Source organism: Ruegeria sp. CDSB029 (assembly GCF_059611125.1).
Genome location: NZ_JBXWOX010000045.1, coordinates 1 through 13,650, shown reverse-complemented (window position 1 = coordinate 13,650; position 13,650 = coordinate 1). Strand labels below are relative to the sequence as shown.

Below are 13,650 nucleotides of genomic sequence, written 5' to 3'. Positions count from 1 at the left end.
CGTCCAACACTGAGTTCATGGCGTATGGATGAGACCTATATTCGAGTTCGCGGCAAATGGATGTACCTCTATCGGGCCGTCGACAAAACTGGGAATACTCTTGATTTCATGCTGTCTGAGCGCAGGAACCGTCCAGCAGCCGCCAGGTTCTTCGCCAAAGCGCTGTCTTCAAATGGAATCCCGAGCAAGATCGTCATCGACAAAAGTGGCGCCAACGCAGCGGACATTCGAGAGGTGAACAGGATCCTGAAGCGGCTCGGCTGCCTAGCCAAAATCCAAACGGTCAGGTCCAAGTATCTGAATAACCTGATCGAACAGGATCATCGATTTATCAAGCGTCGCGTCCGACACATGTGTGGGTTCAAATCGTTCAGATCCGCCTCGGCTACACTGGACGGCATCGAAGTCGCCAACATGATCCGGAAGCGGCAATTCCCCAGCAATACGACGTCTGGCTTCCAGCTATTCGCAGAGATCGCAGGATAGGTGTATCCAGTAAGTCGCTGACTTTGGCCGTTCCTAATATTTGCGACACATCCATCTGTGACGTGGTCTGTTGACCAACAATGCGGTCTGTCGAGAGCAAAACGGAAACGCAGCAAGCCATCTTCTCAATTCACTGGACATGGGAACTGGCCCCAGGACTTTACCAATTTGTTGATGACGTGAGAAATCTGTGCCAGGCGAGCGTACATTTCCCGCTCACCGAATATTCGCGACACAACGCAAGATCCCAAACGTGTTGATCAGGCATAAGAACACAGCTTCGACGTTTTCAGTTTGGCTTTGACCATCGCCTCCGCAAAGGTGACGGCACATGCAACGCCATCAACCACCGGCAGCCCAAATTCCTCTGACAAATGCGACATCAAGTCTGTCATCCCAGCACATCCCAAAACAATGGCTTCAGCCCTGTCTTCATCTATCGCGGCCCTTATCTCGGCCTTGATTTTGTCAACGGTGTTCGGGTCGTTTTTCTCAAGTTTCAGAACTGGCACGTCTGATGCGCGAACCCGGACACAGCGGCGGTCGAGACCATAGCGCAACAGGTTCGACTCCAATCCCGCAAGCGAACGGGACAATGTCGTGATGACGCTGAACTTTGGACTTATCATCGACGCCGCGTGATATGCTGCCTCGCCCACACCGATGACCGGGGCCGATGTGATACAGCGTACGGCATCAACGCCGGTGTCATCAAAACAAGCAACAACAATGGCATCGGCATCCGGATGTTCTTTTACAGCGTCCAACAATCCAGGCACGCAAGTGGATACATCCAGAAAGCCCTGGATGCTGGCCGGGCCATCTTGCGAGTTCGTGGCAATAATCTCAGTACCAGGATCCGCGACGGCCCGGGCGGCCGCCTCGATCTTTCGGGTCATTGAACTAGTGGTGTTGGGATTGACAACAAGCAGTTTCACAACGTCCTCACACTTCTCCGCCCAAATAGGCGGCTTTGATCCGGGGATCGGTCAGAAGTTCCTTGGAATTTCCCGATATGGCGACGTTTCCTGTGGTCAGCGCATATGCGCGATGCGAGATCGACAACGCCATGCGCGAGTTCTGCTCAACCAGCAGAACCGAAACACCTTCGTCGCGATTGATCGCGACAATTGATCGAGCGATATCCTGCACCAGTTTGGGCGCGATCCCGAGCGACGGTTCATCCAACAGCAACAGGCGCGGCTTTGCCATCAACGCGCGGCCGATCACCATCATCTGTTGTTCACCGCCTGAAAGCGTTCCGGCGGATTGAGAAAAACGTTCCCGCAGACGCGGGAACCGTTCCAGAACAGAGTCGAGCGTTTCCTTGATGCCTGTCTTGTCGGACCGCGTGAACGCCCCCATCAGCAGGTTGTCCTTTACGGTCATATATGGAAAGACGCGACGCCCTTCCGGTACCATGGCAATGCCTTTGGAAACGATATCAGCCGGGTTGGCACCGTCAATTTGTTCACCCTCAAATTCGACCGAGCCGGATCTGACCTTGGCCAAGCCGGTGATCGCCCGCAGGATCGAACTTTTACCGGCTCCGTTGGCCCCGATCAAAGCAACGGTTTCACCTTTTTCGAGATTGATGGACACGCCTTTCAGCGCATACACGTGATCGTAGTAGAGCTCGACATTCTTGAAATCCAACATCTTTGTCATGGCTTAGATCCCGATCTCGTCATCCGCACTGCCCAGGTAGGCTTCGATGACCTTTTCGTTGTTCTGGATCTCCGCAGGCGTGCCTTCGGCGATCATCTCGCCGAAGTTCAGCACCACAATCCGATCGGATATATTCATCACCGCAGGCATGTCGTGTTCCACCAGCAGGACAGTCACACCGCGATCATCACGGACCTTGCGCACCAGATTGACCATTTTCATGGTCTCGTCATGGTTCATCCCGGCAAAGGGTTCGTCCAACAGCAGAACCTTGGGGTCAGTGGCCAATCCAATGGCAATTCCCAGAGCCCGCAAGTTCCCTTGTGGCAGGTTCGAGGCCTGCTCATTGGCGATCTCGGTCATGCCGAGGAATTCGATCAGATCGTCGGCATATTGGCCAAAGCTGTCGACATCCTCATGCGCCATCCTGGTGCCCCAGAAATACCCCGCCAATGAGGCGCGGGCCCGCAAATGCTGAGCAACGACGATGCTTTCGCGCACGGTCATCGACTTGAAGATTGTTGTTTCCTGAAACGTGCGAACGACCCCTTTGCGCGCCACAATATGCGGTTTCAGGTTCGAAATCCTTTCGCCTTTGAACAGCACCTCCCCAGTTGTTGTAGGCAAAAAGGACGAGATCATCTTGAACAGCGTGCTTTTGCCTGCCCCGTTTGGCCCGATCACCGACAAGATCTCATTTTCATTGACGTTGAAGGAGATATCGCTGTTGGCGGTCAGGCCGCCGAACTTTTTGGTGACATGGCGAACCTCTAGAAGATGGCTCATTTGTCAGCCCCCTTCTTACCGGGCAACCGAAGACTCAGCAGCCCGTTGGGCAGCACCAGCATCAGGATGATCAGCAAGCTGGAATAGGCCAGCAGTTGGAAGCGACCCAATTCAAACAGCAGGTCCCAACCGAAATACAGAACCAAAGTGCCCAGCATTGGGCCAAAGACATATCCCAACCCGCCCAGGAAACAATTCAGCATGAAATTCACGCTGTCTGCGACCTGAAAGCTAGAAGGATAGACCGACTGCGCGATTGAGCCGAACATCGCCCCGCCAATACCACCCAAAAAGGAGGAGATCGCGAACACGATGACCCGGATGTACGAGATATTGACGCCGATCGAACTGGCCAACTCCTCGTTCTGCTGCATCGACCGGCACAGATGGCCAAGCCGCGAATTCACCAGCCGATACATGGCGGCGAAGGTCAATACCATTAGCACGCAGGCAGCATAGTAGAAGGCAAGCCTTGGGTTCTCCAGCGTCGCGAAATCCGGGATCAGGGTCAGGCCCAGAGCCGACACCCCTCCGGGCAGCGGGATCGAGGTAATACCCTTGGCCCCATTTGTGATTGGCAAGGCCAGCGCGGTCAGGGTGACCACCTGCGTCAGCACCAGCGAAATCATGGCAAAATAAACACCGCGCAGGCGCAGGATCGGAACCCCGATCACAACCGCCACTGCGGCGGCGAACAGCCCCGCCAGCGGCAGCGACAGCCAAAAAGACATGCCAGCTTTGGTCACCAAAACGGCCGAAACATAGGCCCCGATCAGGGCAAATGCCCCCTGACCGATATTGATGCGCCCGATATAGAAAGTTAGCCAAACCCCTGCGCTGGCGATAGACAAGAGCGCCACCGAGGTCAGAGTATAATACAGGTCGGACCGCCCCGATGCCGCGATAAAGCCAGGTATTGCGATGAAGACAGCCAACAGGAAGATAGCCACACCAGCCCATTGGATCATGTTGAGTTTTGGCACTGCGTTATCCCCACGGTTTGCCCATCAGCCCCTGCGGACGGATGGCCAGGAAAATCATCAGCGAGACGAAGATCAGCAGATAGGTGACGTCGCCATATTGCGAGAGAACGGCCAAACCAATGGCTTCGAGAAAGCCAAGGATGATCCCGCCCGCAATCGCGCCGGAAATCACACCCGCACCACCGATCATCACCATCATGAATGCTTTGATCGAGGTCGGTCCACCCATCCCAAGATTGACGCCGGTGATCGTCACCAGCAATCCACCAACCAGACCGGCCAGCATGGCGCCAAGGGCGAACCCGATCATCGAATACCGGGCGACGTTGACCCCCATCAACTGCGCCGCCGTCCGATCCTGCGCCAGCGCGCGCAACGCTCGGCCAGTTTTGGAATACTGCATGAACAAGATAAACGAGATGATCGACAGGATGGCCAGAACGCAGATCAGGATGCGGTCATAGGGCATGATCAATCGGAAATCCCAATTGAAAACACCGTCAACGATTTTGGGAACACCGCGTTGCTTCTCGCCAAAGACCAACAAGATGATGGCGTCGAAAAAGAACGCCAAACCCGCCGCCAGAAGCATCGTGCTCTCCTCGCGGGAAGATCGCCGTATGACCGGCGCAAACAGAAAACGCTCGATCAATGCGCCAAGTACCGCAAGCGTGACGCAGGACGCCAAAAGCGCCAGCACAAACGGCCAGCCCAGCTGTCCGTAAAACGTATAGGTGACAAAACCACCTAGAACATACATTTGCCCATGGGCAAAATTCAGCACGTTCATCAGGGCGAAAATCAGTGTCAATCCAAGGGCGATCATCGCATATTGCGCGCCCAGATAGATGCCATTTGCTAGTATTTGTTCCATGAGTGTCCCGCGAAAGGTTCGGGTATCCCGGGCTGATTATTAGCCCGGGAGAGTGAGTGGTTTGTTAGGCTTTTACCTGTTTTGGGAGTATTGCCTCAGTCGACTTCAGCGACAAAGAGCGTTTCAAACTCGCCGTCCTGATAGACATTGACGACCAGTGGAACGGCAATCTGACGCTTTTGTCCGAACGACGTCGTGCCCACATACCGCATCTTGGCGTCGCCCTTCATGAACGGGTTGGGGGCCTCGAACGTATCCATCGTGGTCTGGAACGCCGCAACGTCCTCGATGCCCGCCGGGTTCGCATTCAATGTCGCCAGAATGTACTCCAGCGCATAGACTTTAGTGTTGGACTCGTCGTTATATTCGCCGAACATATCAGTATAGCGTTTGACGAATTCTTTCATGTCATCCGATGCGATCTCCGGCGTTGACGCACCGCCAACCGAAATGAACCCGTTTGCCAAGTCCCCTGCCCCCTCGCGCAGAACCGTCGCATCCTGCGCGGTTTCGGTTGAGATGATACCCTGGAACCCGAGCTCGCGCGCCGAACGGATCAGCTGTGGCGCATTGGCCGGGGAAACGCCGGACAGGACCAGCAAGTCTGGCTGCGTGCGCATGACCGGGGTCAGCACCGGCGTGAAATCGGTGGTGTCCACCTGATAGGTCACATTGTCGGAAACAACCTCAAGCCCCAACGCCTTGGCAGCCTCGATACCTCCATCCCGCTGGCTCAGCGGATCGGATTCGTTCGCAGCCACGAAAGCAACAGATTTCACGCCCTTTTCATCCTTGAGGTATTCATAGATCGCGGGACCGGATTGATAATTCGCAACCATACCCAGAACGGCATTCGATGCGGGGGCCGAGTACAGCTCTTTCGGGAAGGCATAAGGGAAATACATGATCCCTTGGGCTTCGGCGACCGGACGCACCGCTGCGGCACCGTCATCCACGTTGGGGCCGACCACATAGTGGATACCTTCCTGCGCCATTTTTTCCATGCCGGCAATGGCGCGTTTGGGGTCTTTCTGATCGTCAAACGAAACGATTTCGATATCGTAGGTGGTGTCACCGATTTTGTAACCACCAGACTCATTGATCCATTCAGCGCGCGCTTCCATCGAGCGCTGATTGGAAATGCCCCAGGCCGCCGCCGGACCAGAGGTCACGCCAACAAAGCCTATCTTAAGGACGGGGTTTTCGGCCCAGGCGGCCGATCCAAGCACGGATGCGGCCAGCGCCAAAGCAGCCGATGATTTCATCAGAGTTCTGCGTTTCATTGTTTCCTCCCTACTGAGGTCTCCGCGCCTCTTTCGGGCGCTTGCAAAAATAGACTGTGTCATCGGTCGAATCCCGGTGAACGCATCAAGTTCTGTATTGTTAACAATTTCTGTCAACACTTTATGTTTGGAGAAACATTGATATTGTCAACAAAGCACCGATATATTGTAAGAAGAAAACCTTGCAGCTATTAACAAAATTCAGGCCAACCCCACCGGAATGAAACGAGATGACGGACGAATCTGAAGACAAGCTAAGCACCCTGCGAACTGATCCTGATGAACAAATGATCGTTGATCGGATCTATTCTGCGGTGATGGAGCAGAAACTGGCACCCAGAACCAAGCTTAGCGAACTGGCTTTGTGTGAGACGTTCGGCGTCGGTAGAATGCGCGTGCGCCGCGCGCTGTTGCTGCTTAGTAGCCAGGGGATCGTCGATCTGCACTCCAATCGAGGGGCCTATGTTGCCTGCCCCAGCGCCGATGAGGCCCGCGAGGTCTTTGTTGCCCGTCTGATGATTGAAACTGGTATCGTGCGAGAATTGGCGCGCGGTATCAGTAACGAGGGCGTTCAAGCCCTACGTGCGCATGTCGAGAAAGAAGAGATTGCACGGAATGATGATGACAGGACGGAAATGATCCGTCTTTCAGGTGCCTTTCACGTCGAACTGGCGCGATGTCACAAGAACTCGGTTCTGACCCGCGTTCTGCGAGAGTTGGTCACCCGCACTTCACTGATCGTTGCCCTGTTCGGATCGAACCGCAATGCCACCTGCCCGGATGACGAACATACTTCGATCATTGACGCGATTGCAGATGGCCAACCGCAGGCGGCCGAAGACGCCATACGTCACCATATTCTTCATGTTCAGAATTCGCTGGATCTCGAACAAACCCAAAAGACAGAACCTGATTTGGCGAAGATACTAAGCGGGCGGAGGTAACTTACATTTTGGGTCGTACCGCAGGATTTTTAGGCTTCGCTAATGGTCGCGCAAATCATCTATTATTGGCTAGCAAGTAGTCATATCTCCGTTGCACAAGTTACGCTGCGAATCTCAAAGGGCTGGTGTTGGTTCGGGTTTGTTAACGAGAGATATAGTGCCGAAGGATGTGTCGCAAATATTTGGAGCGGCCAAAGTCAGCGACTTACTGGATACACCTATCCTGCGATCTCGGCGAATAGCTGGAAGCCAGACGTCGTATTGCTGGGGAATTGCCGCTTCCGGATCATGTTGGCGACTTCGATGCCGTCCAGTGTAGCCGAGGCGGATCTGAACGATTTGAACCCACACACGTGCCGGACGCGACGCTTGATAAATCGATGATCTTGTTCGATCAGGTTATTCAGATACTTGGACCTGACCGTTTGGATTTTGGCTGAGCAGCCAAACCGATTGAGGATTTTGTTCACCTCTCGAATGCCCGCTGCGCTGGCGCCACTTTTGTCGATGACGATCTTGCTCGGGATTCCATTTGAAGACAGCGCTTTGGCAAAGAACCTGGCGGCTGCTGGACGGTTCCTGCGCTCAGGCAGCATGAAATCAAGGGTATTCCCAGCTTTGTCGACTGCCCGATAGAGGTACATCCATTTGCCGCGAACTCGAATATAGGTCTCATCCATACGCCATGAACTCAGTGTTGGACGCTTCTTTGACTGCGAACGAGCTGCGACGATCAGCGAGTAATTCACAACCCACCTATTCAATGTGGCATGATCAACCCGCCCACCGCGCTCAGCCATGATCTCTTACAAGTCACGATTGGACACCGTGTGCCGCAGATAGAAGTAAACAACGTACGAAACTGCATCCTTGGGGAAATGACAGGGTTGTGTTGCGAAGTTTTGGTTGGATTACAATATCGCGCTGCGGCAGTGGGTTTAAGAGGCGAGCTCAGCGAACTGGCGAAAGGGACAGAGTCCGGGCGTGATTTGACCTTTGCGGATCATGTGCGCCACTTCAATTCCGGCCAACGTTGCCGCCGCTGATGCGAAGGCTTTGAATCCCAGCATCGGGCGGGTTCGCCTTTTGATGAAACGGTGATCTTGTTCCACAATATTATTCAAGTATTTCCGCCTGACCATTTCAATGGGAATCGGGCAACCAAAGCCTTTCAGCATCTTGTTTATGGCCTTGATGCCAGACGTGTTAGCTCCGCTTTTGTCGATGACAATCTTTCTCGGAAGGCCGTTGACCTCCAGCATCCGGGCGAAGAATTTGGTGGCGGCGGGTTTGTTTCGACGCTGCGAAAGCATGAAGTCAAGCGTCTTGCCGTGCTTGTCGACAGCTCGATAGAGGTAAACCCACGCACCTTTCACCTTGATGTAAGTCTCGTCCATTCTCCAAGAACGGTCGCAGGATCTTTTTCGTCGCCGCGCAGCCTCAGCTATCGCGCCGGAATATCTTGTTACCCAGCGGTTCAGTGTGGTGTGATCCACCGAAACGCCTCGCTCTCGCATGATCTCCTCCAGATCACGGTAGGACACGCCGTATCGAACATAAAAGAACACGGCGAACAGGATCACGTCCTTCGGATATTGCGCACCTTTGAATGAAATCATGAACAGGTTCTCGACTGAATACACCGGCTATCATTCACCGTCTGCATTCAAGCGCGTCAATAGTCAAAAGATTGCAACAGAACCAATGACAGCCCTTTAACGAGATCATGTGGTTCTGTCGCAAAGATTTTGCGAGCAGAATATTTTCCCGATAGGCGACATGTGAGTACGCGAATGAGGATCAACACAGGGAAAAATTGGCCTCTAGTCGCTCAGTTTCGGCCATCAGTTCGGCTTCAAGCTGAATGTAAACAGAACAATTTCCTAATTTTTAACAGCCCCGAGAAAGTTTGCGACACAAGTACAAACACTCATACCACTCAAAAGGAAAGCAACCTCAATGCGCAGAATTTACGCAGAATGCGCACCATGTAGTACTTGATGGACTTCGATTTCTGCTTTTAACAAGCGGTACCCTTGGATACATGCAATTAGAAACCCTCTCATGTGAATACGTCTGGTTCGAGCTCCTCCCAGAATTCAAAGATCTTGGTGGCATTCAGCCCTGATCGCCATCCATGAGCTCTGAAATGTTCTCGGTCGAGGTCATTATCAAGGCCCGACAGAAAAAGCCGCTTATCCGCATCGCGCTGCGTTGGGTTTCGCCGCGAAACCAGATCCTCAACAATTGCCAATCGCCGCGCACGTTCGGTTCGCTCTGCAGTCCTTACTTCGTATTCCTTGTCCTGCTGCTCTTGTTCGGCAATCCTGCGTTTTGCAGCTTCACCCGCTGATGGGTCTGGCACCATCGAAGTTTTCGTTTCTGGCACTTGATAGTTGTCCCGCAAGGCAGCAGACAGAAAACCAAGAGTAGACTTTACACCATCCCTGCCCTTGGCATATTCGAGCTTTTCCCGAACATAGTCTTCGCCATGTTCAGAAATCCATTGTCGCGCCAACCTGTCAGACACACCTTGCTGGCGCAGCGTCTTGTAGATTGTCAGATTGCGAACGCCATCTTCATCGTCAATCTCAAACATCGCTTTCTGCGGGTTGCCCTTTATCAGGAACCGAATATCTGTAACTGTACGTCCCTTTTTTTGGAACTCCGGCTCAATGAGAATATCAGAGCTTTTGTTAACTTCGGCGACGGCGGGCTTGATGATCTTGGCATTTAGGTGCTTGAAGCTGCCATAGTACTCGCTCCCGTCGACTCCCATTAGCTTTCTAAAGACGTCCAGCGCCCACCAACCCGTCGACCCGGTCCGGACAAATCGATAGCAGTTTTCATAAAGCGCCAAGCCGTGCCCTGAACTAAAATTTCTTTGAATCTGGACATTTATTAACGCGTAAATCTTTGGATCATAGAGTTTTTGCGCCAACGCCGGAGAATATGCGTATTCACAGATACCATTCTTCAGTTTGGCAAAACTCAACAAAGATGAGACACCCCATTCTTGGCGCCCCTGTTCGTCCAGCATATCCCATTCGGCGACCGTTTCAGCCAGAGCCCGCAAGCTTGCACGCAGAGTGTCAAAGTCGTTTGAATTATACCCAACCATCATCGCCAATGTTCTGGCATCAATTGTATGGGTCGGTGCAGACGTTAAAGCATCATAGGCATTCAACAATAATACGTTCGACAGCTTGCGTTGCAATAACGACAGCTTGCCACTGATGTGAATCGCGGCGACGTTCTTTTTTACTGTCTCACGGCGTAACGCGCCTGAGAGATTGTCCATGTCAACTTGTGTATCCGGCATGATTCTGCCTGGCTGCTCGTTTCCCTATTGTTTGCACAATAGGTACCTGAGTTGCAATCTTATTTGGGTGCCCAAATACAGGATTAGCTTTATCCCGTGAACGGGTACCTATTGGACGCGGCCCTGAGGTTATCCACAGAAACACCCGAAATGGGATTCCATCGAAGCAAAGAACAAGGATAATCTCGTTCCTTGAACCTTGTATTAGAGCCTTTTCCGCCCTGAATTGCACCATCCTGAGAATCGGCCCCCTATTTACCGTAACTTGACACTACAGAACCTGTGTTTGGGTACCTATGATCCCGTATTAGGGTCCCCTACACCCTGTAAACGGATACCCAATGTCGATTAACGACTTGATTATAAACATTTTTATCATCGCAAAGATTCTAAATATTACAAATAAACTAAACGATTTGTTGCGTTCTTTTTCGTTATTTCTTTGAGTTTCGCTGCGAAACCTGGTGGTCGCCTCAACTTCTGTGGAAAAAACGAAAAGGAAGGATAGCCTCTCACCCAAATGTTCGCTACATTCCACCATATACGCTGACAAGGCGAACATTACCTGAGGTATCGACAGTGAATAAGACTAACCAACCTCCCCTGCCCCCTTATCTTAACCTCGATCCAGAAAGCGCAGCGGCGAAGTTGCCAGATCCTATTGGAACTTCGCGATTCGCAAAAGCCGCCGCGTTCTGTGCAAAAGGACGCGAAGATTTAGCCCGGAGAGGCTATGCGCCCGACGGTGAAAAACGGTTACGTCGTTTCTCTATCTGGGAAATCACAAAGTACCTTATTCCTGTAGCGCCCGCTCACCTAAGGCGCGTTCTCAAAGCTAATGCAGAGCTTCCTCAAGGAGAAGGAGAAGCGGGGTCAAAGTGGTTTACTCTTGAAGAGGTTTTAATCCTTCGAAAACACTTTGCGGCAGAAGGTGTCAGCACCAAAGAATACTTGCCATATCGCCCGGAGGGCCTGCCTGCGAAAGTTGTATCGGTAGCAAATTTCAAAGGGGGGGTTGGCAAAACTTCAACTGCGGCTCACCTCGCTATGTCTGCGGCATTGGATGGGTACAAAGTTCTTGTAATTGATTTGGATAGCCAGGGATCAATGACGTCAATTCTTGGCGGAACAGTTGCGGACGAATGGCAAACAGTATTTCCGCTGATAGCCAAAGATTACGCAAGGGCTGTTCAAGAAGAAAACCGCGTCAGGCAGGTCGGCGGGCAGGCCGAAATCCCTTTGGATGAGACACTGCAAGAGGCGTTAAATACAACTCCAACCGATGTTATTCAGAAAACCCATTGGCCCAATATTGACCTTATTGGTGCCCAGCTGAATTTGTATTGGGCAGAGTTCCAGATTCCAGTGTGGCGTATGGGATTAAGAAGTTGGCCATTGTGGGATGGCCTCACCAATTTCCTCGAGAATGAGGGTGTTCTCAACGATTATGACGTCGTCTTCATTGATACACCTCCTGCACTTGGGTACCTAACAATCAACGCTTTGGCCGCGGCTGACATCCTTTTGGTACCGCTCGGAGCTTCGTTCCTGGAGTTTGATTCAACCGGCCGGTTCTTTGACATGCTCTATACGACGTTCGCAAGTATTGAAGATGGGGAAAACACCGCCCAACGAGCAGCCGGATTGCCAGAGTTGAAGTTCGAATGGGATGTCGTTCGGGCAATCATTACCCGATTTGATGCCAGCCAACAGACAGATATGGCGAACGTGATCCAAGCGTACTTTGGCGACTTCATGAACGCTTACCGACAGGATTTCACTGCTTTGGTCGGGCAGGCGGGTGAACAAGTGAACGGTATTTATGAGGCTGACTACCGGGATTTTAACCGCGAAACCTATGTCCGTGGACGTGAAACTTTTGATCGTACCTACGCGGAATTCAAAGAAGTTCTAATAGGTTGCTGGTGGCGCGATGCCCAATTGGGAGGAGATTCGAATGGCTAAACGTAGAAGGCTTGCTGTTCCAAATACAGCGGAGTTGGAAGAGTTGGAGGTGGGTTTCGCCGCGAAACCTTCGTTGAATCCATTTGAGGGTTCGTCGTCCACACCACCAATTGCTCAGGTGGCGGCTGAAGCTGCGTCCCTAAGCGGAATGACAACTGTGACGGACCGTGTCGAGTTAGCGAAAGATCAAAGCGACGCCGCACGCTGGCGAGACGCTCAGGATGCCGGGTTGGTGGCTGAAATACTGCCTTTGGAATTGATCGATGCCGAATATATTCGTCGAGATCGAATGGTCGAAGACGAAGAGGCCATGGCGGAACTTCTGGAGTCTTTGCGGTCTAACGGGCTGCGCACACCCATTGAAGTCACTCGTGTAGGCGACGGCTTTGGTCTTATCTCGGGGTTCAGGCGCTTAGACGCATTTAGACGTTTGTCCAAAACTGATGATCGGTTTGCAACCATTCCAGCCTTCGTGAGGGATGCCGGTTCGGGGCAGGGGGCTTACGTGTCGATGGTTGAGGAAAATGAACTCCGACTAAATCTTAGCCCATATGAGCGTGGACGCATCGCAGTTCTGGCTGTTGGACAGGGAATATTCGAGTCGACTGAGGCTGCAGTCGACGTACTATTTGCGACCGCCTCCAAAGCCAAGAGATCGAAAGTTCGAAGCTTTGCGATGATCCACGAGGCGCTCGGCGACTTACTGCAGCATCCTGTGGCGATTTCGGAAAAAGCGGGTTTGAAACTCGCGTCGGCGCTGAGAGGGGGTGCCCAGAGCAAACTTCGTCAAGCTCTTGCTGAAGCCGAAGTTATCGATCCAAAAACCGAATGGGATGCTCTGGAAGGTGCAATGAATTCGTCTCCTTCACCTACTGCCGAGAAAGCCCGTGGAGGGCGTCCGCAGCTAGTCAAGCCGTTGACGCCGGTCAAGTTAGCTGGAGGGGGGGCAGTACAGGCCGAGCTGTCACCAGATGAAGTTCGCATTCGAGTACGGTTGCGGGGAGTGTCAGAGGAGGTTGCTCAAGAACTGGTAGAACAGATCGCGCGCCAACTAAGTTAGTCTGGTAGCTAAACCGTCGATATGGTTCTTTGTTGGCATCTATTGGCCTGATCAATACTGCGAAAACTGTGCAATTTTCCAGGCTTTGCCATAGTGCGCGTAATGGGCTAATAAAGAGCATTACGGTATTTCCGCCCGATTATCTTAAATGTTTCGCAAACTTTTGGAACAGCCAGAAGCGACGGTCTACTGGAGGATCTATGGTTCTGTCGCAAACTTTGTCCCTACCTGTCAGGTCGAGTGCATTTCTGGTAGCGCGCACTAGAACTTGACAGGAGC

At 52.4% G+C, this 13,650-nt stretch carries 12 protein-coding genes and 1 pseudogene; 4 read left to right on the top strand and 9 right to left on the bottom strand.

What is annotated here, in order from left to right; genetic code table 11:
• Positions 1 to 486, top strand: a 486-nt coding sequence (locus AC2FI8_RS24225) for an IS6 family transposase (protein ID WP_496781214.1), incomplete at its 5' end; no start/stop codon positions are given.
• Positions 487 to 746: 260 nt separating this feature from the next.
• Here the strand turns inward: AC2FI8_RS24225 and AC2FI8_RS24220 are convergent.
• The 6 genes from AC2FI8_RS24220 to AC2FI8_RS24195 form a co-directional block, all read right to left on the bottom strand.
• The gene (locus AC2FI8_RS24220; protein WP_496727459.1) at positions 747 to 1,424 is read right to left on the bottom strand and encodes an aspartate/glutamate racemase family protein; all 678 of its coding nucleotides are present in this window, start codon (positions 1,422 to 1,424) and stop codon (positions 747 to 749) included.
• 7 nt (positions 1,425 to 1,431) lie between these two features.
• Entirely contained in the window at positions 1,432 to 2,154 is a 723-nt protein-coding gene (locus AC2FI8_RS24215) for an ABC transporter ATP-binding protein (RefSeq protein WP_496742081.1), read from the bottom strand.
• 3 nt (positions 2,155 to 2,157) lie between these two features.
• Positions 2,158 to 2,940 carry an ABC transporter ATP-binding protein gene (locus AC2FI8_RS24210; protein ID WP_496727461.1) on the bottom strand — a complete coding sequence of 261 codons (783 nt, stop codon included), beginning with the start codon at positions 2,938 to 2,940 and terminating at the stop codon, positions 2,158 to 2,160.
• Positions 2,937 to 3,908 carry a branched-chain amino acid ABC transporter permease gene (locus tag AC2FI8_RS24205; RefSeq protein ID WP_496781215.1) on the bottom strand — a complete coding sequence of 324 codons (972 nt, stop codon included), beginning with the start codon at positions 3,906 to 3,908 and terminating at the stop codon, positions 2,937 to 2,939. The genes AC2FI8_RS24210 and AC2FI8_RS24205 overlap by 4 nt, the downstream gene beginning before the upstream one ends.
• A gap of 19 nt (positions 3,909 to 3,927) precedes the next feature.
• The gene (locus AC2FI8_RS24200) at positions 3,928 to 4,797 is read right to left on the bottom strand and encodes a branched-chain amino acid ABC transporter permease (protein WP_496781213.1); all 870 of its coding nucleotides are present in this window, start codon (positions 4,795 to 4,797) and stop codon (positions 3,928 to 3,930) included.
• 95 nt (positions 4,798 to 4,892) lie between these two features.
• Positions 4,893 to 6,080 carry an ABC transporter substrate-binding protein gene (locus AC2FI8_RS24195; protein ID WP_496727462.1) on the bottom strand — a complete coding sequence of 396 codons (1,188 nt, stop codon included), beginning with the start codon at positions 6,078 to 6,080 and terminating at the stop codon, positions 4,893 to 4,895.
• Positions 6,081 to 6,310: 230 nt separating this feature from the next.
• Between AC2FI8_RS24195 and AC2FI8_RS24190 the strand changes: the two genes are divergently transcribed.
• Positions 6,311 to 7,024 carry a GntR family transcriptional regulator gene (locus AC2FI8_RS24190; protein ID WP_496781212.1) on the top strand — a complete coding sequence of 238 codons (714 nt, stop codon included), beginning with the start codon at positions 6,311 to 6,313 and terminating at the stop codon, positions 7,022 to 7,024.
• 218 nt (positions 7,025 to 7,242) lie between these two features.
• Here the strand turns inward: AC2FI8_RS24190 and AC2FI8_RS24185 are convergent.
• The 3 genes and pseudogenes from AC2FI8_RS24185 to AC2FI8_RS24175 all read right to left on the bottom strand — a co-directional run.
• Positions 7,243 to 7,905: pseudogene (locus AC2FI8_RS24185) on the bottom strand (IS6 family transposase); the annotation flags it as partial.
• A gap of 57 nt (positions 7,906 to 7,962) precedes the next feature.
• Positions 7,963 to 8,643, bottom strand: a complete 681-nt coding sequence (locus tag AC2FI8_RS24180) for an IS6 family transposase (RefSeq protein WP_496781211.1) — start codon at positions 8,641 to 8,643, stop codon at positions 7,963 to 7,965.
• 443 nt (positions 8,644 to 9,086) lie between these two features.
• Entirely contained in the window at positions 9,087 to 10,346 is a 1,260-nt protein-coding gene (locus AC2FI8_RS24175; RefSeq protein WP_496781210.1) for a replication initiation protein, read from the bottom strand.
• Between the two features lie 579 nt (positions 10,347 to 10,925).
• On the opposite strand from AC2FI8_RS24175, the gene AC2FI8_RS24170 reads away from it, so the two are divergent.
• Together AC2FI8_RS24170 and AC2FI8_RS24165 are read left to right on the top strand one after the other, a co-directional pair.
• Complete coding sequence (locus AC2FI8_RS24170; RefSeq protein WP_496727466.1) at positions 10,926 to 12,311, top strand: AAA family ATPase; 1,386 nt, start codon at positions 10,926 to 10,928, stop codon at positions 12,309 to 12,311.
• Positions 12,304 to 13,371 (top strand): ParB/RepB/Spo0J family partition protein, encoded by a 1,068-nt coding sequence (locus AC2FI8_RS24165; protein ID WP_496781209.1) that lies wholly within the window; start codon positions 12,304 to 12,306, stop codon positions 13,369 to 13,371. The genes AC2FI8_RS24170 and AC2FI8_RS24165 overlap by 8 nt, the downstream gene beginning before the upstream one ends.
• Positions 13,372 to 13,650: the final 279 nt, after the last annotated feature.